The organism is Streptomyces sp. NPDC006458, from assembly GCF_040612135.1.
Classification (GTDB): domain Bacteria; phylum Actinomycetota; class Actinomycetes; order Streptomycetales; family Streptomycetaceae; genus Streptomyces.
On the sequence record NZ_JBEXPR010000002.1, the window covers coordinates 147,115 to 170,430 of the forward strand.

The following is a 23,316-nucleotide window of genomic DNA, read 5'->3' on the forward strand; positions in this document are numbered from 1 at the left end:
CACCCCTCGAAGCGGGGCGCGTGAGGCGCGTACGGGCGGCAGGGGCTGACGCTGTGTGCGCCGTTCGTGCCACAGTGCGCTGCCCTGGACGGTAGCGTCCCTCCGATACCGGGTATGTGCCCATTAACCCCATGAAATCGGACATGGGTGGGCTCGCTGGCCTGGGAAGTGATCGGCTTGATCGACACCGAAGGCGACCGCGCCGAGTGGACTTTCCCGGCGGACCCCGGAGCCGTGCGCACCGCCCGCGCCCACGTTCGCCGGCAACTCCACATCTGGGACCTCGACAGCGTCGGCGACATCGCCGCCCTGCTGGTCAGCGAGCTGGTGACCAACGCCCTGCGGCACGCCACGGGCCCGATAGGGGTCCGCTTGGTGCGCCCCGCCGGACTGCCCCGGACCCTTCTGGTCGAGGTCTCCGACCCGCTGCCCGACCCGCCCCGCGAGCGCGCCGCCCGTCCCGAGGACGAGAGCGGACGCGGTCTTCAGTTGGTGGCGTCGAGCTCGCGCCGCTGGGGTACGCGCCCCGGGGGAACGGGCAAGACGGTGTGGTTCGAGCTCGCCGTACCGGGCTGAACTGCCCCGCCGGGCCGAGCTCCCAGGACGGCCCGGACCGGTCACCCGGACACGGCCCCACGGGGGTGGCACGGGTGTACAGCCGGAGCACTCCCGTCGAGCGTCACCAACCGGCTGCCGAGAGGTCGCGCCCGGTGTGGTTCGACGGCGTGTGCGCTGGTTAGAAGTCTGGAAGTGTTCTCGCAGCAGGCACCGAAAACACTCGGACCGTGCTGTGATCGTGAACACCGTGTTGTGCGGCCCCGTTGTACTGGATACTGCGGGCAGCCGCCGCCGGTGACCGGTGCCGGACGCGGTGAGCTGGAGGGGACGGTTCGCGTGAGCGAGATACCAGCGAAGGGCGCGGAGTCCGAGGACCCGTCGGGCGGAGCGAGGCCCGGGTCCGGGGGCATCCTCGGTGCCGGGGCGCCGGCCGCTGATCCGATGTGGCAGAGCAGCCCGCCCGGCTCGATGTACGACTACATCAAGGTCGCCTCCTTCTCCATCGGCCCCGACGGACTGGTCGACCAGTGGAGCCTGCGCGCCGAACAGGTCTTCGGCATCGCGGCCGAACAGGCCGTCGGCATGGACCCGATCGCGACCTTCGTCCACCCCGACCGGCGCGAGCGCGGCCAGCGCAAGATGGCCGAGATCCTGGACGGCCGGGAGTGGACCGGGGTGATCCCGTTCCGGACTCCGGACGCCGACGGCACCCTCGGTGGCGACGCGCTCGCCGAGGTCTATGTGATGCCGACCCGCACCGAGGACGGCGCCAAGGCCGCGGTCTGCATCGTCGTCGACGTACGGGTGTTGCGCACCATCGAGACCGATCTAGCCGCTTCGCAGGCTATTTTCGGCCAATCTCCGTTCGGATTCCTGCTGATCGACAGGGAGTTCAAGGTCCGCCGCGCCAACCAGCGCTTCGCCTCCACCTTCGGCGGCACACCCGACGACCACCGCGGCAAGGGCGTCTGCGACTATCTGCCGCGCGCCGAGGCCGAACGGGTCTCGGCGACCCTGCGGCGCGTCCTGGAGACCGGCGACTCCATCACCGACATGCACGTCACCGGCTATGTGCCCGGCTCCGACGAACGCCGGCACTGGTCCATCAACCTCTATCGCGTGCACAGCGGCAGCGGCCGCCCGATCGGCATCGCCTGGCTCGGCACCGACATCACCGCCCGCCGCGCCGCCGCCCGCGAGGCCGCCGCCGCGCGGCGCAACCTCGCCCTGCTGAACGAGGCCGGAGCGCGCATCGGCAACTCCCTCGACCTGGAGACCACCGCGCGCGAACTGCTGGACGTCGTCGTCCCCGGCTTCTGCGACCTCGCCACCGTCGACCTCTACCAGGGCCTGCTGGCCGGCGACGAGACCCCGCCCGGCCTCGCCGACGGCAGCGCCGAACTGCGCCGGGTCGCCTTCGCCAGCGCCGTCGCCGACGTCCCCCTCGCGGGCGCCACCACGTCCGTACCCGTCGGCGCGGTCCACCACTACCCGTTCAACTCGCACGGCGCACAGGCCCTGCGCACCGCCCGTCCGCGCTCCGTCCCGCCCGAGGAGGGCGGCCTCGTGCAGTCCACGCTGGCCGTCCCGATGGTCGCCCACGACACCGTCGTGGGACTCGTGCAGTTCTCCCGTACGAAGGGCAGCGAGCCGTTCGGCGACCGGGACCGCGACCTCGCGGTGGAGCTCGCGGCCCGCGCGGCGGTCTGTATCGACAACGCCCGCCTGTACCGGCGCGAGCACGAGCGGGCGCTGATACTGCAACGGTCCCTGCTCCCGCCCGGCGACCCCATCGCCTCCGGCCTGGACATCGCCTGCCGCTATCTGCCCGGCAACGCCTCCACGGGACGCCCAAGCGAGGTCGGCGGCGACTGGTTCGACGTCATCGAACTGCCCGGCCACCGCACGGCCCTGGTCGTCGGCGACGTGATGGGACGCGGACTGCGCGCCGCCGTCGCGATGGGCGAACTGCGTACCGCGGTGCGCACGCTGGCCCTGCTGGACCTGGAACCGGCGGAAGTCCTCTCCCAGTTGGACGAGATCGCCCGCGGCCTCGGCGCGCCGGGCGGTGTGCAGCAGGCCACCAGGGCGGCCCGCCGCCCCCGCGAGGCGGACCTGTCCGAGGTGTACCTGGCGACCTGCGTGTACGCCGTGTACGACTCGGTGACCCGGCGCTGTACGTTCGCCAACGCCGGCCATCTGCCGCCCGTGCTGGTGGAACCAGGTGAGGCCGCGCTGATGCTGGACGTGCCGCCGGGCATGCCCCTCGGCGTCGGCGGAGAGCCCTTCGAGGAGGTCGAGGTCGAACTCCCCGAGGGCGCCCTGCTCGCGCTCTACACCGACGGCCTGGTCGAGTCCCGCGACCACCCCCTGGACGAGGGGCTCCAGGCGTTCGTCGGAGCGCTGACCGACCCGTCCCGCCCCCTGGAGGACGTCTGCGACCACGTCCTCAACACCCTCGACACCCATCACGGCGAGGACGACATCGCCCTGCTGATGGCCCGGGTGCAGGGCCTGCCCGCCGAGTCCGTCGGCGACTGGACGCTGCCGCGCGAACCCCGCAGCGTGGGCCGCGCCCGGGAGTACGCCCGCGGGCAGCTGCTCTCCTGGGACCTGGAGCCGCTGGTCGACACCACCGAACTGCTGGTCAGCGAGCTGGTCACCAACGCGCTCCGGTACGGCGAGGGCGACATCAGACTGCGGCTGCTGCTGGACCGGACCCTGGTCTGCGAGGTCTGGGACTCCGGCCTGGTCCAGCCCCGCCGCAGGCGCGCCCGCGACACCGACGAGGGCGGCCGCGGCCTCCAGCTCGTCGGCCTGCTCAGCGCGGCCTGGGGCTCCCGCCGCACGCCCCGCGGCAAGACGGTCTGGTTCGAACTCCCGCTCCCCGACGGCGAGAACGGCCCGGTGGACCCGGCGGAGGCCCTGCTGAGCCTGTTCTGAGTCACCCCGGGGGGATGCCCGGCGCGCGGCGCCCCCGGCTGTCCGGGCCGCCGAAGGCCGCCGGGGTGTCCGGGGGGTCCGGCAGCAGGATGCCGCCGAGCAGCGCGCCCGCGGACCCGCTGCCGGGCACGTCCGACTCACCCGCCGGGTTGCCGTGCAGCAGCACGTCCTGCTCGGCCAGGTCCCGTGCCCGCCGGGCGAGTTCGTCGGCCGAGACCCAGCCGGGCGGCTGCGCGCCGAGCAGTCGCCGGGCCTCCGCGAGCCGGGTGCGGGCCTCCGCCCCCACCGCGCCCCGGTGCGTCGCCACGAACGCCTCCGCGTCCGCGACCGCCCCGCGCGCCAGCAGCAGCGCGGCCCGGTCCAGCGCCCCGTCCCGACCGGCCGCCAAGGGCTCCGCCGCCCGTACGATCCGGCGCAGCGCGTCCACCGGGTCGTACGGTCCGGCGGCCTGCTGATCCCGTACGCCCTTCAGCACGCGGTCCAGCCGGGTGACACTCGCCCGCAGCTCCCCGGCGGGCAGACCACCGGCAACTGCGGCCCCGCCGTCCGCCCCCGCCGCCTCCGCTCCCGCGAGCCCGTCCGGCAGCAGGGCCTGCGCCTCGGCCAGCCGCTCGGCGAGCCGATGGACGGCGTCCAGGAAGACACCGGCCTGGGCGATCGCCGTCTCGGCGGCGCGCAGATGCGCGGCGGCGCGGCCGGGGGCTCCCAGGTCGGCCGACTGCCGGGCCTGGTTGAGGCGGGTGGTGGCGAACACCAGCCGGTCCTTGGCCTGTTCGGCGTATCCGGTGACCGGGGCGTGGGCGCTCGGCGGGAACCGTACGGCCAGATCGACGAGGGTGGACTCAGCCGCCCCCGTACGGCCCGCCAGCTCGCGGAACCTGGTCTCGGCGAACTCCAGCGCGGGGCCCAGCCCTTCGCCCTCCAGGTCCCGCAGCGCGTCGAACGCGTCCGCCCGCGCGTCAAGTCGCCGCCCGGCCTCCACGCACCGCCCGACGATCCCGGAGAGCGCCTGCCGCCGCGCCGCGGGTTCCCCGGGTACGCCGTCGTCGTACCGCTGCCGCATCCGGAACGCTGCCGCCAGCTCGGCCTCGGCCTCCCGCACCGCCCGCGCGAACGGCTCGACCCCCTCCCCATCCGCCGAAGCCGCCCCGGGCCGCGCCCCCTCAGCCTCCCGAGCCCCCTCCAGGCGGCCCCGCGCGAAGCCCAGTTCCTCCCGGCTCGTCCGTACGCAGTCGTCCGCCGTCACCAGCGACCGTGTGCACCGCTCCTCCGCGTCTGAGCCCGGCGGAGCGGCGGTGGGCCCGGCCGGGCCCCGGCCGGGCGTGGCGGGGGTGCGCCTGCGCCTGGTCCGCCTGACGTACGCGTACGCCGCGAGTGCGCTCGCCGCGCCGACGGCGATCAGCGGAAGCACCAGGTCGGCCGTCGAGGTCTCGTTCTCCCGGGGCTCCTGGGCCACGGCGACGGATCCCGACCCGACGGCCGGAACCGCCGCCTCGGTGCCCGTCGTCATCATCGGCAGCACGAGCCACACCAATCCGGCGGCCCCGCCCAGCACGGTGTGGGCCACGCGCACGGATATATGGCCCTTCGCTCGCCTGGGCCGGCCCGGGGTCATGGATGACGTCACATTTCGGAGCGTATGGCCGGGATTGAGGCCCCGCTACCGGGGTGCGCCGAGCCGACGGGGCACAGAAGCACAGGGAGGGGACACCCAGGCATGGAGACAGGCACGGACCCGGCGGAGAACCACACGGACGGCCCCGATCCCGGCGGCCCCGATCCCGCCGGCCCCGGCCCCGTCGACCCCGACTCCGAGCCCGACCCCACCGGCCCCCACACCACCGCCCCCGTCGATCCCGGCCCGGACACCACCGGCCCCGCCCCCTCCGCCCCGGCGCCCACCCGCTCAAGGCGGCTCCGCCGGATCGCCCTGGCACTGCTGCTCGCCCTGCTCCTCCCGCCCCTCGCCGCGGCCGCCGCCCTCTGGCTTAACTACACCGGCGACCCGGCCCCGGGCACCCGCACCAGGAACCGTGACGCCGTCTGGCTGGGGCACGCCTGGGTCGACGGGCGCAAGAAGGACGCGGACGTGCGGGCGCTGGCCCGGCGGCTGGCGGGTACCGGAATCCGCGACCTCTACGTCCACGCCGGCCCGCTGGAGCACGACGGCACGCTCCCCGCCTCGGCCCACCCCCGCGCGCGCTGGCTGACCGCGGCCGTCCACCGGGAACTGCCCGGGGTGCGGGTGCAGGCCTGGCTGGGGGACAAGCTGGCCAGTGAGGGGCCGGTCGGGCTGCGGCTGGAGAGCGCCGCGACCAGGGCCGCCGTCGTACGGTCCACGCGGCAGGTGCTCGCCGCCGGTTTCGACGGAGCCCACTTCGACCTGGAACCCCTGCACTCGGGCGACCAGGACTACCTCACCCTGCTCGACGCGCTGCGCGCGGTCACCCGCGCCGAGGGCGTCCCGCTCTCCGTCGCCGCCCACCAGATCGACCCGCTGCCCGCGCTGCACTCGGCGGCGGGCACGCTCACCGGGCATCCCAAGTGGTGGTCGCAGGAGTTCTTCGGCCAGGTGGCCCGCCGGGTCGACCAGATCGCCGTGATGTCGTACGACACGGCGATGCCCCTGGAGAGCCTGTACGGCGGCTATGTCGCCCAGCAGACCTCGCTCGCCCTGGAGGTCACCCCGCCCGCCACGGACCTGCTGATGGGCCTGCCCTTCTTCCACGAGAGCGACCTCGGCCACCACGAGTCCGCCGAGACGGTGACCGCGGCGGTGCGCGGCACCCGGCTCGGCCTGACCCGCACGGACCGCGACCGCGAACGCTTCGGTGTCGCCCTCTACGTCGACTTCGCCGCCGAGGAGGGCGACTGGACGGCGTACCGGGAGGACTGGGTGCGCTGACCCGGACCGCTCCCGCGGCACTTCGCCGTACGCACGTCTTCCCGGTGGGAGCCGACGGCGCGTGCGGCCGCTCTAGTGCCCCGACAGGCAACGTTCGCCCCGTCGCGACGCCCGGCACGCCCTCTCGCCGCACCGGGCACAGACCCAAGTACATCCAGTACGAGGGCCTGCACCCGGCACACCGGGAGCACGCGCCGGACGCCGCTCCTTGACGGGCAAACGCTGCCTGCCGGGGCACTAGCCTTCCTCCCGGCGCCTTCTGATCTTCGAGCCCAGCCACACCAGCGGGTCGTACTTGCGGTCCACCGCCCGCTCCTTGAGCGGGATCAGGGCGTTGTCGGTGATGTGGATGTCCTCGGGGCAGACCTCCGTGCAGCACTTGGTGATGTTGCAGTAGCCGAGGCCGTGTTCGTCCTGGGCGCTGACCTGGCGGTCGAGGCCGCTCGCGGCGGCCGAGTCCAACGGGTGCATGTCCAGCTCCGCCACGCGCATCAGGAAGCGGGGGCCCGCGAAGGCCGCCTTGTTCTCCTCGTGGTCACGGACCACATGGCAGGTGTCCTGGCACAGGAAGCACTCGATGCACTTGCGGAACTCCTGCGAGCGGTCCACGTCCTCCTGCATCATCCGGTACTCGCCCGGCCCGAGGCCGTCGGGCGGCACGAAGGCCGGGATCTCGCGCGCCTTGGCGTAGTTGAAGCCGACGTCCGTGACGAGGTCGCGCAGCACCGGGAAGGCCCGCAGCGGGGTCACCGTGATCGTCTCGGCGCGGTCGAAGACCGACATACGGGTCATGCACAGCAGCCGCGGACGGCCGTTGATCTCCGCCGAGCACGAACCGCACTTGCCCGCCTTGCAGTTCCAGCGCACCGCGAGATCGGGCGCCTGGGTGGCCTGGATGCGGTGGATGATGTCCAGCACCACCTCGCCGTCATGGACCTCGACCGTGAAGTCCGTGAGATCCCCGCCGTCCTGGTCGCCCCGCCACACCTTGAACCGGGCCTGGTAGCCGCTCACTCGTACAGCTCCTCTTCGGCGAGGTACTTGACCAGCTCCTCCTTCTCGAACAGGGCGAGCAGGTCCGGGCGGATGGGTTCGGTGGTCTCCCGCACGAGGTCGATCTGGCCGCGCTCCGGGTCCGCGGCGGCCGGTCCGCCCGCGGGCTCGGCCAGCCGGCACAGCAGATTGACCGGGCGCCACCCGCGGTCCATCGCGGGATGGTCCTCGCGGGTGTGCCCGCCGCGCGACTCGGTGCGCTCCAGCGCGGCCCGTGCCACGCACTCGCTGACCAGCAGCATGTTCCTGAGGTCCAGGGCGAGGTGCCAGCCCGGATTGAACTGGCGGTGGCCCTCCACCCCGGCCCGCCGCGCCCGTACCCGCAGCTCGGCCAGTTTCCGCAGGGCCTGCCGCATCTCCGCCTCGCGGCGGATGATGCCCACCAGGTCGTTCATCGCCTGCTGGAGCTCCTGGTGCAGGGTGTACGGGTTCTCCGGAGGTCCGTCCGGTTCCACGGCCTGCGCGGAGAAGGGCCGCAGCGCCTCCGCCGCGGCCGCGTCCACCTGCCCGGCGTCCACCTCGGGCCGCGCGCCCGGCAGCCCCGCCGCGTAATCGGCGGCGTGCAGACCCGCCCGGCGCCCGAACACCAGCAGATCGGACAGGGAGTTGCCGCCCAGGCGGTTGGAGCCGTGCATGCCGCCGGCCACCTCGCCGGCCGCGAACAGCCCCGGCACACCGCGGGCCGCCGCCGTCTCGGAGTCGACCGCGACCCCGCCCATCACGTAGTGGCAGGTGGGCCCGACCTCCATCGCCTCGGCGGTGATGTCCACGTCCGCCAGTTCCTTGAACTGGTGGTACATCGACGGCAGTCGGCGCCTGATCACCTCGGCCGGCATCCGCGTGGACACGTCCAGGAACACCCCGCCGTGCGGGGAGCCGCGGCCCTCCTTGACCTCGGAGTTGATCGCGCGGGCCACCTCGTCGCGGGGGAGCAGCTCAGGAGGCCGCCGGTTGTGCTCCGGGTCCTCGTACCAGCGGTCGGCCTCCTCCTCGCTCTGCGCGTACTTCTCCTTGAACACGTCGGGGATGTAGTCGAACATGAACCGCTTGCCGTCGGAGTTGCGCAGCACCCCGCCGTCGCCGCGCACCGACTCGGTGACGAGGATGCCCTTCACCGAGGGCGGCCAGACCATCCCGGTCGGGTGGAACTGCACGAACTCCATGTTCAGCAGCGGTGCCCCGGCGAGCAGGGCGAGCGCGTGCCCGTCGCCGGTGTACTCCCAGGAGTTGGACGTCACCTTGAAGGACTTGCCGATGCCTCCGGTGGAGATCACCACCGCCGGTGCCTCCAGCACGAAGAAGCGGCCGGACTCCCGCTCGTAGGCGAACACCCCGCTGACCCGGCTGCCCTCGGCGGAGCCGCCGCCGGGCCCGGTCTTGAGCACCCGGGTGACCGTGCACTCCTGGAACACCTTCAGCCGTGACTCGTAGTCGCCGGTCTCGCGGTGGTCCTCCTGCTGGAGCGCGACGATCTTCTGCTGGAGCGTGCGGATCAGCTCCAGGCCGGTGCGGTCGCCGACGTGCGCGAGGCGCGGGTACTCGTGGCCGCCGAAGTTGCGCTGGGAGATCCTGCCGTCCTTCGTGCGGTCGAACAGCGCGCCCCAGGTCTCCAGTTCCCACACCCGGTCCGGGGCCTCCTGGGCGTGCAGTTCGGCCATCCGCCACTGGTTGAGGAACTTGCCGCCGCGCAGGGTGTCGCGGAAGTGGACCTGCCAGTTGTCGTGCTCGTTGGCGTTGGCCATGGCCGCCGCGATGCCGCCCTCGGCCATCACCGTGTGCGCCTTGCCGAACAGGGACTTGCAGATCACGGCCGTACGGGCGCCGCGCTCGCGGGCCTCGATCGCGGCCCGCAGCCCGGCGCCGCCCGCACCGACCACGACGACGTCCCACTGCTGGCGGTCCACCACGGGCATCAGAAGGCACCTGTTTCCTGCTAGAAGATGGCCGGATCCTCGAAGACACCGGACGCGACGAGATACACGTAGAAGTCGGCGAGCGCCACGCTCACCAGGGAGGCCCAGGCCAGCAGCATGTGATGGTCGTTGAGCCGGCCGACCCACTGCCACATGCGGTAGCGCACGGGGTGCCTGGAGAAGTGTCTGAGCTTGCCGCCGACGATGTGCCGGCAGGAATGGCAGGACACCGTGTAGGCCCAGATCAGCGTGATGTTGACCAGGAAGACGAGCGTGCCGAGGCCCATGTGGCCCCACTCGTAGTGCTCGTCGCGGAAGGCGAGGGCGGTGTCGTAGGTGAGGATCCCGGCGACGGGCAGCGCCGCGTAGAAGAAGTAGCGGTGGGCGTTCTGCAGGATCAGCGGGAAGCGGGTCTCACCGGTGTACCTGGCGTGCGGCTCGGCGACCGCGCAGGCCGGCGGGGACGCCCAGAACCCCCGGTAGTAGGCCTTGCGGTAGTAGTAGCAGGTCAGCCGGAAGCCCAGGGGGAAGACCAGGATGAGGATCGCGGGGGACAGCCCCCACCAGCTCCCGAAGATCTCCCAGTTGGGGCCGCCCTTCATCGGTACGCAGTTCTCCGCCAGGCACGGGGAGTAGAACGGCGAGACGTACGGCGCCGCGTAGTAGTCGGCGTTCGCGAAGGCGCGCCAGGTGGAGTAGACGACGAAGGCGAGCAGCCCGGCGGCGGTGGCGGCGGGCGCCAGCCACCACCGGTCGGTCCGCAGGTGTCCGGCCGCGACAGCGGCGCGCGTCGCGGACCGGACGCCGCCGCTGTGCTGTGGGGGCTCCGTATCGGTGGCCAATGCGTGACTCCCTCGGTTCGGCGGTGGGCTCGGGGAGCGGGTGGGTCGGCGGTGGGGTCAGGGCGCGTGCCGGTCGCGGGCGCCGAGTCCCTCGTCGTCGGTGTCGACCCACAGGCTGCCGTCGTACGGGGTGTCGGGGATCGTGAGCAGTTCCGGTTTGCGCTGGGTGCTCTGCGTGGCGGTCGCCTGGGTGGCGGTCGCCTCGCGCAGGAGGGCGACGCTCTCGCGCAGATGATCGGCATCGGCGCGGACCCGGCGCATGTCCAGGCCGCCGCTGCCGAGCTGCTGCTCCAGGCGGCCCACCGACCGGGTCAGATCGTCCAGGCAGCGCTGGACCGACGTCATTTCGTCGTGCACGGACATGACGAGACCTCTTTTCCATCGGCTGTGCGGCCGGAGGCCCGGCCCTCGATGGCGACGTGCGTGCGCCAGCGAGTGTTGCGCGTCACACCGCCCGTGGGAAGGGATGTGCACCGATTGGCCGAGGCATGTGGGTGCGCTCCCGGGAGCGTTGCGCCGCACGAGTGGGCTTCCCGCGCGTTGCCGCCGTGTCGCCCGCAGTCCACCAGAGCTTTCCTCTTCAGTGGCTCCGGAAATTCCCATACATCTGATCAGCTCCAAATACCGCCAAAAGTGATCATAACCCCCGCGGCTTCCGGAGGTAACACGATGTCCCACGACGGCGTCGGCCCACGCGCGGTCATGCGCTCGGTCGCCTTCCTCTCCGCGGGCGCGCTCGCGGTGACCCTTCTGGCCGGGTGCGGTGCGCCCGACAAGGCCGGCAAGCCGCTGGCCGGAGCCGACATCGGCCGGGCCGGCCGGGCACAGATCGACGACGGCGGCACCCTGCGCTGGGCCGTGGACGCCGTCCCCGAGACCCTCAACACCTTTCAGTCCGACGCCGACGCCGCCACCACCCGCGTCGCGCAGGCCGTCCTGCCCTCGATGTACCGGCTCGACGCGAGCGGACGCCCCCGGCGCAACGCGGACTTCCTGGAGTCCGCCAAGGTCGTCGACACCGAGCCCCGCCAGGTCGTGCTGTACAAGCTCAACCAGCAGGCCGTCTGGAGCGACGGCCGAGAGATCGGCGCCGCCGACTTCGCCGCCCAGTGGCGCGCCCTGTCCGGCAAGGACAGCGCCTACTGGACGGCCCGCAACGCCGGCTACGACCGCATCGAGCGGATCGAGCGCGGTGCCAACGACCTGGAGGTCAAGGTCACCTTCGCCCGGCCCTACGCCGACTGGCGGTCGCTGTTCTCGCCGCTGTACCCGAAGGAGGTCATGGGCACCCCGGACTCCTTCAACGACGGCGCCCGGCGCAAGCTGAAGGTCAGCGCCGGACCCTTCGCCGTGAAGAAGGTCGACCGCAAGGGCGACGAGGTCACCCTGACCCGCAACCCGCGCTGGTGGGGCTCGCCCGCCAAGCTCGACAAGCTCGTCCTGACGGCCGTGCCGCGCGCCGACCGGGCCTCCGCGCTGGCCGCCGGGAAGGTGGACGTCGCCGAGATCGACCCGGAGGCCGCCGCCCGCGTCGGCGGATCCGCCAAGGGCGCCGCGGGCCCGCCCACCGGCCGTACCGCCGCCAGGGCACTGCGCGGCTTCGAGGTCCGCAGGTCCCTGGAGCCCGCCTTCACCCAGCTCGCCCTCAACGGCTCCGGCGGCCCGCTCGCCGACGAGCGCGTGCGCCGCGCGGTGGCCCGCGCCCTGGACCGCAAGGAGCTGGCCCGGGTCGTGCTCAAGCCGCTCGGACTGCCCGCCGTGCCGGTCGGCAGCCATCTGGCCCTGTCCGGCCAGGCCGCCTACGCCGACAACAGCGGGGCCCTCGGCGGCCAGGACACCGAGGAGGCCCAGGCACTGCTCGCGGACGCCGGCTGGGAGCGCGGCGGGCCGGTCGAGAAGCCGGAGAAGGGCGAGAAGGCCGCGGGCTCCAAGGGCGAGCAGGCCGGTGACGAGGAGGCCGAGGGCAGGAAGGCCAAGGGTGACGAGGCCGGCGACGACGAGTCCGAGAGCGAGAAGGCCAAGGGCGACAGGGCCGGGGACGAGGAGTCGGAGAGCGAGAAGGCCGAGAGCGGGAGCGACGGCGGCGAGGAGTCCGAGGACGACAAGTCCGAGGGCGGCGACGAAGGCATGTACATCGTCGGCGGCGAGGACAACAAGGCCTACCGCGAGGCCTACCGCGAGGCCGAGCGCGAGGGCGACGAGCGGCACTACGCCGACGGTCAGCTCAAGGACAAGCAGTTCGACGGCGCCCGGCTGAAGCGGGGCGGGGCGCCGGGGGCGTACGCGCCCAAGGGCACGGCCGCGCCCGCCGGGGCGAAGAACGGGCCCCTGGCCAAGGACGGCAAGGCGCTGACCCTGAAGTTCGTGGTGCCCTCCGGGACGGGGTCGCAGTCGCTGCGGACGGTCGCCGAGCGCATCCGGCGGATGCTGGACCGGGTGGGCATCCGCACGGAGGTGACGAAGGTCTCCGACGAGAGCTACTTCAAGGACCACGTGGCCTCCGGGGAGTACGACCTCGCGCTGTACTCGTGGCCCGCCTCCGCGTTCCCGGCCACCGACGCGCGGCCCATCTACGCCAAGCCCGTGCCCGCGGCGGACGGCTCCCTGAACGTGGAGCAGAACTACACGCGGGTCGGCACCGACCAGGTGGACCAGCTGTTCGACCAGGCCATGACGACCCTCGACGAGGGCGAGATGCGGGGCCTGATCCGCAAGGCCGACTCCAGGATCTGGGCGGCCGCCGGATCGATCCCGCTGTACCAGCGGCCCCAACTGGTGGCCGTGCGCAGGACCGTGGCCAACGCGGGCGCATTCGGGTTCCAGACGCCCGTCTACGAGGACATGGGCTACCTGAGGAAGGGCGCGCACTCCTCCGCGAGCCCTTCCGGCGACTGAGGCCGTCCGCCCCCGGTGACCGGGCCACGTGGCCCTGCGGAGGCCGCCTCCCGCAGGGCCACGTAACATGGGGTGAGGCCGTGGCATGTCAAGCCCGGCAGGGTCCGCGTACCAAGGATGTACGCGCAGGCCTTCCTCACACTCCGGGAGTAAGCCGCACTATGGCCACGCGCCACGACATCCGTAACGTCGCCATCGTCGCCCACGTCGACCACGGCAAGACGACCATCGTCGACGGCATGCTGAAGCAGGCCGGTGCCTTCGCCGCCCACCAGCTCGACTCGGTCGACGACCGCATGATGGACTCGAACGACCTGGAGCGTGAGAAGGGCATCACGATCCTCGCCAAGAACACGGCGGTCAAGTACCACCCCAAGGACGGGGGGGAGCCGATCACCATCAACATCATCGACACCCCCGGCCACGCCGACTTCGGCGGCGAGGTCGAGCGCGGTCTGTCGATGGTCGACGGTGTCGTCCTGCTCGTCGACGCCTCCGAGGGCCCGCTGCCGCAGACCCGCTTCGTGCTGCGCAAGGCGCTCCAGCAGCGTCTGCCCGTCATCCTGTGCATCAACAAGACGGACCGCCCGGACTCCCGGATCGACGAGGTCGTCAACGAGACCTACGACCTGTTCCTGGACCTGGACGCGGACGAGGAGCAGATCGAGTTCCCGATCGTCTACGCCTGCGGCCGTGACGGCATCGCCTCGCTGACCAAGCCGGAGAACGGCACGGTTCCCGCGGACTCCAGCAACCTGGAGCCGTTCTTCTCGACGATCCTGGAGCACATCCCGGCCCCGACCTTCGACGAGGCCGCCCCGCTCCAGGCGCACGTCACGAACCTGGACGCCGACAACTTCCTCGGCCGTATCGCGCTGCTCCGTGTCGAGCAGGGCGAGCTGCGGAAGGGTCAGACCGTCGCGTGGATCAAGCGTGACGGTTCGATCAGCAACGTCCGGATCACCGAGCTGATGATGACCGAGGCGCTCACCCGGAAGCCGGCGGAGGTGGCCGGCCCCGGTGACATCTGTGCCGTCGCCGGCATCCCGGACATCATGATCGGCGAGACCCTCGCCGACACCGAGAACCCGATCCCGCTGCCGCTGATCACGGTCGACGAGCCGGCCATCTCCATGGTCATCGGCACGAACACCTCCCCGCTGGTGGGCCGCGGCGGCACCGGCAAGGGCGCCGACGCCAAGTCGGCCGTCAAGGACCGCAAGGTCACCGCCCGCCAGGTCAAGGACCGCCTGGACCGCGAGCTGATCGGTAACGTCAGCCTCCGTGTCCTGGACACCGAGCGCCCGGACGCCTGGGAGGTGCAGGGCCGTGGTGAGCTGGCGCTCGCCATCCTGGTCGAGCAGATGCGCCGCGAGGGCTTCGAGCTGACCATCGGCAAGCCGCAGGTCGTCACCAAGGAGGTCGACGGCAAGACGTACGAGCCCGTCGAGCGCATGACGATCGACGTGCCCGAGGAGCACATGGGCGCCGTCACGCAGCTCATGGGCGTCCGCAAGGGCCGGATGGACAACATGTCCAACCACGGCTCCGGCTGGGTCCGCATGGAGTTCGTCGTGCCCTCCCGCGGTCTGATCGGATTCCGGACGGAGTTCCTCACCCAGACCCGCGGCACCGGTATCGGCCACTCCATCCACGAGGGCTTCGAGCCCTGGTTCGGCACCCTCCAGACCCGCAACAACGGCTCCCTGGTCGCCGACCGCGCCGGTGCCGTCACCGCCTTCGCGATGACGAACCTCCAGGAGCGCGGTGTGCTCTTCACGGACCCGGGCACCGAGGTGTACGAGGGCATGATCGTCGGTGAGAACTCGCGCTCCGACGACATGGACGTGAACATCACCAAGGAGAAGAAGCTCACGAACATGCGGTCGTCGTCGGCCGACTCGTTCGAGGCGATCGTCCCGCCGCGCAAGCTGTCGCTGGAGCAGTCCCTGGAGTTCTGCCGCGACGACGAGTGCGTCGAGGTCACCCCGGAGGCCGTTCGCATCCGCAAGGTGAACCTGGACGCCCGCGAGCGCGCCCGCGCCGCCAGCCGCGCCAAGCACGGCTGACGCCACCTCAGAGGCCGTAGCCCTGGACCCGGTTTCCCCATGAGGGGGAGCCGGGTCCTCGGCATGTCTGCGGGCAGATCGGGGCAGAGACGGGGGAGGCGCCGACAGGGCGGACAGGGAGGCAACGCGCGGGATGTTTCAAGGGGCGTGTTCAAGCCATCGTCGGAACCTCGTCGCGGCCTGTTCGGATATCGGTGATCCGACGATCAAGTTTCGGACATGTAAACAAAAATCCCTACCTTTATGTCCGAAATGTCCGACCGTGATCTCACCTGTCAAGCGCAACCAGGTGTCAATCTTCGCAATTTTTGCTCAAAAATTTACTCTTAGGGAGATCCCTATGTCTTCCGCCCTTGACGCGCGTTGATGCACTTGGCGAAAGTTCCCCCAAACCACAGAACCTGCCGGTATCTGTGCTGCGCTCGACTCTCCAACCCCCCGGGGGAAGAACACACATGACCAGTCCGACGAAGGCCGAGGGCTCCGGGTCCGCGGTCGCCTTGGACCCTGAGCTCGAGGCGACCTCCGCAGTCGCCAAGGGTGAGCAGAAGCTTGAGGGTCGTTCCCCCGGCCAGTTGATGTGGCAGCGCTTCAAGCGTGACCGTACAGGCGTGGTCTGCGCGGCCATAGTGATTTTCTTCTTCGTCGCCGCGCTCGCCGCGCCGCTGCTGGTCAAGCTCAGCGGCGCCGACCCGTACACGCTGTACGGCCAGGACCCGACGTACGCGGACGAGCCGGTGCTGGACGAATTCGGTCTGCCGCTCGGCTACTTCGGCGGTGTCTCCGGCTCCCACTGGTTCGGCGTCGAGCCCCAGTACGGCCGTGACCTGTTCGCGATGCTGATGTACGGCATGCGTACCTCGCTGTTCATGGCCCTCGGTGTGACCGTGCTGCTCATGGTCACCGGCGTCATCATCGGCCTCGTCGGCGGTTACTTCGGCGGCAGGGTCGACTACTGGCTCGGCCGGATCACGGACTTCTTCCTGTCCTTCCCCTCGCAGCTGTTCTTCATCGCCTTCATGCCCGTGGTGACCGCGTTCTTCGTGGACCCGCAGGAGGAGACGCCCACCTACTTCCGGGCGCTGGCGATCCTGGTCGTGCTGTGGGTGCTGGGCTGGATGGGCATGGCCCGACTCGTCCGGTCGACCGTACTGTCCCTGCGCGAGCGCGAGTTCGTGGAGGCGGCCAAGGTCGCGGGAGCCTCCCCCGGGCGGATCGTCCGCAAGGAGATCCTGCCGAACATCGTCTCCCCGATCCTGGTGCAGTTCACGTACCAGCTGCCCAGCACGATCCTCACCATCGCGTTCCTGTCCTTCGCGGGCGTCGGCTTCGTCGAGCCGACCCCGGACTGGGGACGGCTGTTCGCGGCCGGCGCCAAGCACGCCGAGCAGGACCCGGCGTTCATGTTCTTCCCGGGCATCGCGCTGGTGATCTTCATCCTGGCCTTCAACCTCCTCGGAGACTCGGTCCGGGATGCCTTCGACCCCAAGTCCGGGCGGTAAAGCGTCCTTTGGTGGGGGGTGGCTGCCGCCCCCGCGTCGGCCTACCAGCCGCGTCAGGCAGTACTCATGGATAACAACCGACAGGTAGGTGCATTCACCGCTATGAAGCTCACCTCGCGCAGAGCGCGTGCCATAGTCGTCGCCATCGCGGCCGGCTCCCTCGCGCTCACCGGCTGCTCGGAGAACAAGGGCACGAGCTCCAACAAGGACTCCAAGAAGGACCAGAAGGAGGCGGCGACCCAGTCCAAGGCGGTCGTCTACGCGGACGCCGCGGCCTCCACCGGTCCGGCCGAGGAAGTCCCCGGTGCCAAGCCCGGCGGCACGATCACGGCCTACCAGGAGGCGGGCCTGTCCCACCTCGACCCGGGCCAGATCTACGTCTCCGACGCCGGCCAGGTCGGCAACCTGCTCTTCCGCGGGCTGACGAACTTCTCCGAGGACGGCAAGGGCAACGTCTCGGTCGTCGGTGACCTCGCCACCGACGCGGGCAAGTCCTCCGACGGCGGCAAGACCTGGACCTACACGCTGAAGGACGGCGTCAAGGACCAGAACGGCAACGCGATCACCTCGGCCGACATCCGTCACACGGTCGAGCGCACCTACGCCAAGTTCATCTTCGACGGCCCGACCTACCTCCAGAACTGGCTGAGCGGTGCCGAGTACCGCACGGCGCTGCCGGACGGCGGCTTCGGCAAGAAGCACCTGCCGGACACCGTCCTGGAGACCCCGGACGAGAAGACGGTCGTCTTCCACTTCGACAAGGCGCGCCCCGACCTGCCGCAGACGCTGGCCATGCCGGGCTACGCCGTCGTCCCGGAGAAGGCCGACACCAAGGAGCGGTACGACAAGGCCCCGGTCGCGACCGGCCCGTACAAGATCGCCGAGTACAAGGTCGGCAAGGCCCTCAAGCTCGTCAAGAACGAGAACTGGGACCCGAAGACCGACTCCGTCCGCCACCAGTACGTGGACGGCTGGGACTTCCAGTTCGGTGTCACCGAGTCGACCCAGACCAAGCGTCTGATCTCCGACCAGGGCGACGCCAAGAGCGCCATCCAGTTCACCGGCTCGGTCGACTCCACCCAGATCCAGGACGTCATCTCCGACCCCGCGGTCAACAAGCGCACGATCAAGGGCTACCAGCCCTACGTCATGCAGCTGACGTTCAACCTCGACCGCGTGAAGAACAAGGTCGTCCGCGACGCGGTCGCCTACGCGATGAACTCCAAGTCGCTGATCGCCGGTGAGGGCGGCGCCTACGGTGGCGACGTGGCTCCGAACCTGTTCGCCCCGACTCTGCCGGGCTACCAGGCCACCTACGACCCGTTCGGCCGTCTGAAGACGCCGCAGGGCAACATCGCCAAGGCCCAGGAGCTCCTCAAGACCGTCCCGGCCGCCGAGAAGAAGCTCGTCTTCGCCTACTCCAACTCCGAGGCCGGCCAGAAGCGCAAGATCGCCGTCGAGGACGCCCTGAAGAAGGTCGGCATCGACGTCGTCGCCAAGGAGGTCGACGCGGCGAGCTACTACGAGCAGATCGGCAAGCTCGACAACCCGTACGACATCTACATCTCGGGCTGGGGCCAGGACTGGCCGTCCGCCGGTACGGTCGTCACCCCGATCTACGACGGTGACCAGGTCGCCGACGGTTCCTCGAACTACTCGCACATCAAGGACCCGAAGGTCCAGGAGCTGATCAACAAGGCCCTGACCCAGGAGCCCACCGAGGCCGCCAAGACCTGGGAAGAGGCGCACCACTACATCATGGAGAAGGTCAACCCGGCCGCTCCGCTCTGGTACACCAAGCAGTTCCAGCTGTTCGGTTCGAACGTCGGCGGTGCCCGCTACAGCACCGAGTCGAGCTACATCGACGTCACCCGACTGTTCCTGAAGTCGTAACTCTCTACGGCTGATCGCGGGAGTGCGCACCAGGCGGAGCGCACTCCCGCGGATCCGTGAATCCGTCCACCGTCTGTCGCAGAGAGCAGCCACCCCGCCATGCTTCAGTTCATCATCAGGCGCTTCGTCGGTGCCGCCGTCACCCTGTTTCTCATCGGTGCCGCCACCTTCTTCCTCTTCGTCGCCGCGCCGTCCGACTACGCCTCATTGGCCTGTGGCAAGGACTGCTCCCCGGCGAGACTCGAGGACATCCGCGAGGCCCTCGGCCTCAACCTGCCCATCGCGCAGCAGTTCTGGGACTTCATGTCCGGCATCGTGACGGGCCGTGACTTCCCCACCGGTCACTGCGACGCGCCCTGCCTCGGCCAGTCGTTCTACTCGGGCGACATGGTCTGGGACACGATCATGGACCGCTTCCCGCTGACTCTGTCGCTGACCGCCGGCTCGATCGTGGTCTTCCTGACCATCGGTATCGGCGCGGGCATGATCTCCGCGTACAAGCGTGGATCGGCGCTGGACAAGATCGCCACCGGCACCTCCATGGTGCTCAGCTCGTTCCAGATCTACTTCCTCGGCCCGATCGTGATGCTGATCTTCGTGTACAGCACCGGCTGGGCGGAGTTCCCCAAGTACGTGCCGTTCACGGAAGACCCCATCGGCTGGCTGGCCGGCCTGTGGATCCCCATGATCGTGATGGCCACCATCTTCACCGCGCAGTACACGCGTATGGCGCGTGCCTCCCTCATCGAGCAGCTCGCCGAGGAGCACGTGCGCACCGCCCGCGCCAAGGGCATGTCGAGCAAGTACGTCTTCTACCGCTACGCCTGGCGCGGCTCGCTCATCCCGATCGTCACCGTGCTCGGCATCGACATCAGCGCCCTGCTCGGCGGCGGCGTGGTCACCGAGCTGACGTTCTCCCTGCAGGGCATCGGACGCCTCGCGGTGGACGGCGCGACCAACAAGGACCTCCCGCTCACCATGGGCGTGATGCTCGTCGGAGCCTTCTTCATCCTGCTCCTGAACATCCTCACCGACATCGCGTACGCCTGGATCGACCCGCGCGTCCGGCTCTCCTAGGAAGAACCAACCACCGTGACCACACTGACCAAGACCGAGGACGCACCGGCCCCGACCGGGCCCGAGAGCTTCCTCTCGGTCCGTGACCTGCGGGTGCAGTTCTCCACCGAGGACGGCATCGTCAAGGCGGTCGACGGCCTGTCCTTCGACGTCGAGCGCGGTAAGACCCTGGGCATCGTCGGCGAGTCCGGCTCCGGCAAGTCCGTCACCAACCTGACGATCCTCGGCCTGCACAACCCCCGCACCAGCACCGTCGACGGCGAGATCGTCCTCGACGGCCAGGAGCTCGTCACCGCCAGCGACAAGGAGCTGGAGAAGCTCCGCGGCAACAAGATGGCGATGATCTTCCAGGACCCGCTGACCGCGCTGTCGCCGTACTACACGGTCGGCCGCCAGCTGTCCGAGCCGTACATGAAGCACATGGGCGCCTCCAAGAAGGAGGCCAAGGACCGCGCCATCCAGATGCTGGAGAAGGTCGGCATCCCGCAGCCCAAGGTGCGCTTCGACGACTACCCGCACCAGTTCTCCGGCGGTATGCGCCAGCGCGCCATGATCGCCATGGCCCTGATGTGCGACCCCGACCTGCTGATCGCCGACGAGCCGACCACCGCGCTCGACGTGACCGTGCAGGCCCAGATCCTGGACCTGCTCAAGGACCTCCAGCAGGAGTTCGGCTCCGCGATCGTCTTCATCACCCACGACCTGGGCGTCATCGCCAACATGGCCGACGACCTGCTCGTGATGTACGCCGGCCGCGCCGTGGAGCGTGGCAGCGTCAAGGAGGTGCTCGGCACGCCACAGCACCCCTACACCTGGGGCCTGCTCAGCTCGATGCCGCGTCTCGACGGCGACATCCACGCGGAGCTGACGCCGATCCCGGGCACCCCGCCGTCCCTGCTCAACCCGCCGTCGGGCTGCCGCTTCAACCCGCGCTGCTCCTTCACGGACAAGGTCGCGGGCAGCCTGTGCACCGAGTCCCGGCCGCCGCTGGCCGACGGCCGTGCCGCCGCGTGCCACCTGACGGCCGAGCAGAAGCAGGCCATCTTCATCGACGAGATCAAGCCCCGGCTGCGCTAGGGAGATACGAGATCATGAGCGAGAACCTCACACTCCCCGCACAGCAGGGCCCGGTCGACACCGCCCCGGAGCCGCTCCTTGAGGTCAAGGGCCTCACGAAGCACTTCCCGATCTACGGTGGCTTCCCGATCAAGCGGAAGGTCGGCGCGGTCCAGGCCGTCGACGGGGTCGACCTCAGCGTCGGCGTCGGCGAGAGCCTCGGCCTGGTCGGCGAGTCCGGCTGCGGCAAGTCGACCACGGGCCGGCTGATCACCCGTCTGCTGGAGCCGACGGCCGGACAGATCACCTACGCCGGGCAGGACATCACCCGCGCCTCGCGTCGGCAGATCGCGCCGGTGCGGTCCGAGATCCAGATGATCTTCCAGGACCCGTACTCCTCGCTGAACCCGCGGCAAACCGTCGGCACGATCATCAAGTCGCCGATGGAGGTCAACGGGATCAACCCCGCGGGCGGCCGCGAGAACAAGGTCCGCGAGCTGCTGGAGCTGGTCGGTCTCAACCCCGAGCACTACAACCGCTTCCCGCACGAGTTCTCCGGCGGTCAGCGCCAGCGCATCGGCGTCGCCCGCGCGCTCGCCCTGAACCCGAGGCTGATCGTCGCCGACGAGCCGGTCTCCGCGCTCGACGTGTCGATCCAGGCGCAGGTCGTCAACCTGCTGAAGAAGGTGCAGGACGAGCTCGGTATCGCGTTCGTCTTCATCGCCCACGACCTGGCGATCGTGCGGCACTTCTCGCACCGCGTCGCGGTGATGTACCTCGGCAAGGTGGTCGAGGTCGGCGACCGGGACTCCATCTACAACCAGCCGCGTCACCCGTACACCCACGCCCTGCTGTCGGCGGTGCCCGAGGTGGACGTGTCGGACGACGCCGAGCACCGCGAGCGCATCCGCCTCTCCGGTGACGTGCCCTCGCCGATCCACCCGCCGTCCGGCTGCCGCTTCCGCACCCGCTGCTGGAAGGCGCAGGACAAGTGCGCCACGGAGGAGCCCCCGCTGGTCCAGCTCTCCGGCAACCGCGCCGGCCACCTCACGGCCTGCCACTTCCCGGAGGACCCGAACACGGCGTCGCAGGGCGAGGACATCGTCCTGGACCCGGCACTGAAGGCGCTGGAGCAGGACTCCGAGAGCGAGTAACCAGCCACGCCGTCCACAGGGGCGACTACGCGACCAGCCAAGCTGGTGGCGCAGTCGCCCGACGGCTCTCAGCCCCGCAACGAGGGCTTCCAGGGGCACGGGAACTACGCGCCGGGCCACGCCGCGAGGGCTTTTGGGGGCGCGGGGATCTGCGCACCCGGGCCACGCGGCGAGGGCTTTTTAGGGGCGCGGGGAACTGCGCCCCCGGCCACGACGGCGGCCGCGGTCGCGGGACGGCGTTCAGGGGCGCGGGGAACTGCGCACCCGGGCCACGACGGTGGCGGCGATCGCGCGAGGGCTTTGGGGGCGCGGGGAACTGCGCCCCCGGCCACGACGGCGGCCGCGGTCGCGGGACGGCGTTCAGGGGCGCGGGGAACTGCGCACCCGGGCCACTACGGTGGCCGCGATCGCGCGAGGGCTTTTAGGGGCGCGGGGAACTGCGCCCCCGGGCCACGACGGTGGCCGCGGTCGCCCGACGACGTTCAGGGCTGCGGGGAACTGCGCCCCCGGCCACGACGCCACCCGCAGCCGCCCCACGGCATCACACGGCACCACGACCCGCTCACCCGACCCCGACGTCGGCCTCGACGTCGACCTCGGCCACCGCCACGGTGACGATCTCCCGGCTGACGCCAGGGTCGTAGGCCCCCCGCCCCCAGTCGCCGTACCGGGCCACGACACGAAACCCCGCGTCACCCAGCAGCGCGTCCACCGCACTCGCGGTCAGGAACCGCAGCGTGCTTCGGCTGACGCGGGCCCGCTCAAACCGGGCACCCGCGAAGGTCTCGGTGAAGGTCACCCGGTCCCCGCGGACCGGCCCGACGACCTCGTGCCGGACCTCGATCTCCCCGCCGTCCGGGTCGGCGATCTCATGGACCCGGTCCGGCGTCCACTCCTGCCACGCCCGCGCGGCCGGGTTGCGGGTCTCGAAGACGAAGCGGCCCCGGGGCGCCAGCGCCTGCCGCACACCCGCCAGCAGCCGCCGCACGTCCTCGTCCCCGAGCAGTTCCTGGAAGGCGTGCCCGGTCATCACGGCCAGGCCGAACTCCGCCGACCACCGGCTCGACTCGAAGTCGCCGAGCACCCACTCCACGTCCGGCGCGGCCGTCCGGGCCTGCACCAGCATCGCCGCCGCCGGGTCGAGCCCGGTCAGCCGGCCGGTGTGCCCGGCCGCGCGGGCCCCGCGCAGCAGCCTCCCGGTCCCGCAGCCGATGTCCAGCACGGCCGGCGCGGACATCACCAGGCCCAGATAGAAGTCGTCGCTGGGCCCCCACGGATTCAGGGCGTCGTACAGCCGTGCGAGCTCCAGATCGGCGAAGGAACGATCAACCATCCGGGCAGTCTGCCTGCTGTCCCGTCGTTCAGTACAGAAATCCCGGGTTTATGGCCGGTGAATGACGCGTGTATGGCATCAGGGGGAGGGGCGTCGCCCAAAGGGCTCCGTGCGTGTGCGCTA

General features: G+C 70.7%; 16 protein-coding genes. 10 read left to right on the forward strand and 6 right to left on the reverse strand.

Annotated features, from left to right (window positions below; all coding sequences use genetic code 11):
* Positions 1-147: 147 nt before the first annotated feature.
* A complete protein-coding gene (locus ABZZ79_RS03955; RefSeq protein WP_356686179.1) occupies positions 148-576 on the forward strand; it encodes an ATP-binding protein in 429 nt (142 codons plus the stop codon).
* A gap of 318 nt (positions 577-894) precedes the next feature.
* On the forward strand, positions 895-3,501 hold the full coding sequence (locus ABZZ79_RS03960) for a SpoIIE family protein phosphatase (protein WP_356686181.1): 2,607 nt from the start codon (positions 895-897) through the stop codon (positions 3,499-3,501).
* 1 nt (position 3,502) lies between these two features.
* Here ABZZ79_RS03960 and ABZZ79_RS03965 read toward each other — a convergent pair whose 3' ends face one another.
* Complete coding sequence (locus tag ABZZ79_RS03965) at positions 3,503-5,128, reverse strand: hypothetical protein (protein WP_356686183.1); 1,626 nt, start codon at positions 5,126-5,128, stop codon at positions 3,503-3,505.
* 90 nt (positions 5,129-5,218) lie between these two features.
* On the opposite strand from ABZZ79_RS03965, the gene ABZZ79_RS03970 reads away from it, so the two are divergent.
* Positions 5,219-6,406, forward strand: a complete 1,188-nt coding sequence (locus ABZZ79_RS03970) for a glycoside hydrolase family 18 protein (RefSeq protein ID WP_356686185.1) — start codon at positions 5,219-5,221, stop codon at positions 6,404-6,406.
* Between the two features lie 237 nt (positions 6,407-6,643).
* On the opposite strand, the gene ABZZ79_RS03975 is transcribed toward ABZZ79_RS03970, so the two are convergent.
* From ABZZ79_RS03975 to ABZZ79_RS03990, 4 genes are read right to left on the reverse strand one after another with little or no spacing between them, the layout of a single operon-like run.
* On the reverse strand, positions 6,644-7,420 hold the full coding sequence (locus ABZZ79_RS03975; RefSeq protein WP_356686187.1) for a succinate dehydrogenase/fumarate reductase iron-sulfur subunit: 777 nt from the start codon (positions 7,418-7,420) through the stop codon (positions 6,644-6,646).
* A complete protein-coding gene (locus tag ABZZ79_RS03980) occupies positions 7,417-9,372 on the reverse strand; it encodes a fumarate reductase/succinate dehydrogenase flavoprotein subunit (protein WP_356686189.1) in 1,956 nt (651 codons plus the stop codon). The genes ABZZ79_RS03975 and ABZZ79_RS03980 overlap by 4 nt, the downstream gene beginning before the upstream one ends.
* Positions 9,373-9,392: 20 nt before the next feature.
* Positions 9,393-10,214 carry a hypothetical protein gene (locus tag ABZZ79_RS03985; protein ID WP_356686191.1) on the reverse strand — a complete coding sequence of 274 codons (822 nt, stop codon included), beginning with the start codon at positions 10,212-10,214 and terminating at the stop codon, positions 9,393-9,395.
* Positions 10,215-10,271: 57 nt separating this feature from the next.
* On the reverse strand, positions 10,272-10,577 hold the full coding sequence (locus ABZZ79_RS03990) for a hypothetical protein (protein ID WP_356686193.1): 306 nt from the start codon (positions 10,575-10,577) through the stop codon (positions 10,272-10,274).
* Between the two features lie 306 nt (positions 10,578-10,883).
* Between ABZZ79_RS03990 and ABZZ79_RS03995 the strand changes: the two genes are divergently transcribed.
* The 7 genes from ABZZ79_RS03995 (at position 10,884) to ABZZ79_RS04025 (ending at position 21,860) form a co-directional block, all read left to right on the forward strand.
* The gene (locus ABZZ79_RS03995; protein WP_356686194.1) at positions 10,884-13,109 is read left to right on the forward strand and encodes an ABC transporter substrate-binding protein; all 2,226 of its coding nucleotides are present in this window, start codon (positions 10,884-10,886) and stop codon (positions 13,107-13,109) included.
* Between the two features lie 161 nt (positions 13,110-13,270).
* On the forward strand, positions 13,271-15,178 hold the full coding sequence (typA, locus tag ABZZ79_RS04000; RefSeq protein WP_356686196.1) for a translational GTPase TypA: 1,908 nt from the start codon (positions 13,271-13,273) through the stop codon (positions 15,176-15,178).
* A 455-nt stretch (positions 15,179-15,633) separates the two neighbouring features.
* Positions 15,634-16,680, forward strand: a complete 1,047-nt coding sequence (locus tag ABZZ79_RS04005) for an ABC transporter permease (protein WP_356686198.1) — start codon at positions 15,634-15,636, stop codon at positions 16,678-16,680.
* A 102-nt stretch (positions 16,681-16,782) separates the two neighbouring features.
* The gene (locus ABZZ79_RS04010) at positions 16,783-18,573 is read left to right on the forward strand and encodes an ABC transporter substrate-binding protein (protein ID WP_356686200.1); all 1,791 of its coding nucleotides are present in this window, start codon (positions 16,783-16,785) and stop codon (positions 18,571-18,573) included.
* Positions 18,574-18,672: 99 nt separating this feature from the next.
* Positions 18,673-19,650 carry an ABC transporter permease gene (locus ABZZ79_RS04015; RefSeq protein WP_356686202.1) on the forward strand — a complete coding sequence of 326 codons (978 nt, stop codon included), beginning with the start codon at positions 18,673-18,675 and terminating at the stop codon, positions 19,648-19,650.
* A gap of 15 nt (positions 19,651-19,665) precedes the next feature.
* Positions 19,666-20,727: an ABC transporter ATP-binding protein gene (locus ABZZ79_RS04020; RefSeq protein ID WP_356686204.1), complete on the forward strand. Its 1,062-nt coding sequence runs from the start codon at positions 19,666-19,668 to the stop codon at positions 20,725-20,727.
* A 14-nt stretch (positions 20,728-20,741) separates the two neighbouring features.
* A complete protein-coding gene (locus ABZZ79_RS04025) occupies positions 20,742-21,860 on the forward strand; it encodes a dipeptide ABC transporter ATP-binding protein (RefSeq protein WP_356686206.1) in 1,119 nt (372 codons plus the stop codon).
* A 562-nt stretch (positions 21,861-22,422) separates the two neighbouring features.
* Here the strand turns inward: ABZZ79_RS04025 and ABZZ79_RS04030 are convergent.
* The gene (locus ABZZ79_RS04030; protein WP_356686208.1) at positions 22,423-23,193 is read right to left on the reverse strand and encodes a methyltransferase domain-containing protein; all 771 of its coding nucleotides are present in this window, start codon (positions 23,191-23,193) and stop codon (positions 22,423-22,425) included.
* Positions 23,194-23,316 lie beyond the last annotated feature (123 nt).

Bases quoted from the DNA above. Each gene is read 5' to 3' on its own strand.
- ABZZ79_RS03970 (WP_356686185.1), top strand. From the start codon at position 5,219: ATGGAGACAGGCACGGACCCGGCGGAGAACCACACGGACGGCCCCGAT.
- ABZZ79_RS03980 (WP_356686189.1), bottom strand. From the start codon at position 9,372: ATGCCCGTGGTGGACCGCCAGCAGTGGGACGTCGTCGTGGTCGGTGCG.
- ABZZ79_RS03990 (WP_356686193.1), bottom strand. From the start codon at position 10,577: ATGTCCGTGCACGACGAAATGACGTCGGTCCAGCGCTGCCTGGACGAT.
- ABZZ79_RS03995 (WP_356686194.1), top strand. From the start codon at position 10,884: ATGTCCCACGACGGCGTCGGCCCACGCGCGGTCATGCGCTCGGTCGCC.
- typA (WP_356686196.1), top strand. From the start codon at position 13,271: ATGGCCACGCGCCACGACATCCGTAACGTCGCCATCGTCGCCCACGTC.
- ABZZ79_RS04005 (WP_356686198.1), top strand. From the start codon at position 15,634: ATGACCAGTCCGACGAAGGCCGAGGGCTCCGGGTCCGCGGTCGCCTTG.
- ABZZ79_RS04010 (WP_356686200.1), top strand. From the start codon at position 16,783: ATGAAGCTCACCTCGCGCAGAGCGCGTGCCATAGTCGTCGCCATCGCG.
- ABZZ79_RS04015 (WP_356686202.1), top strand. From the start codon at position 18,673: ATGCTTCAGTTCATCATCAGGCGCTTCGTCGGTGCCGCCGTCACCCTG.
- ABZZ79_RS04025 (WP_356686206.1), top strand. From the start codon at position 20,742: ATGAGCGAGAACCTCACACTCCCCGCACAGCAGGGCCCGGTCGACACC.
- ABZZ79_RS04030 (WP_356686208.1), bottom strand. From the start codon at position 23,193: ATGGTTGATCGTTCCTTCGCCGATCTGGAGCTCGCACGGCTGTACGAC.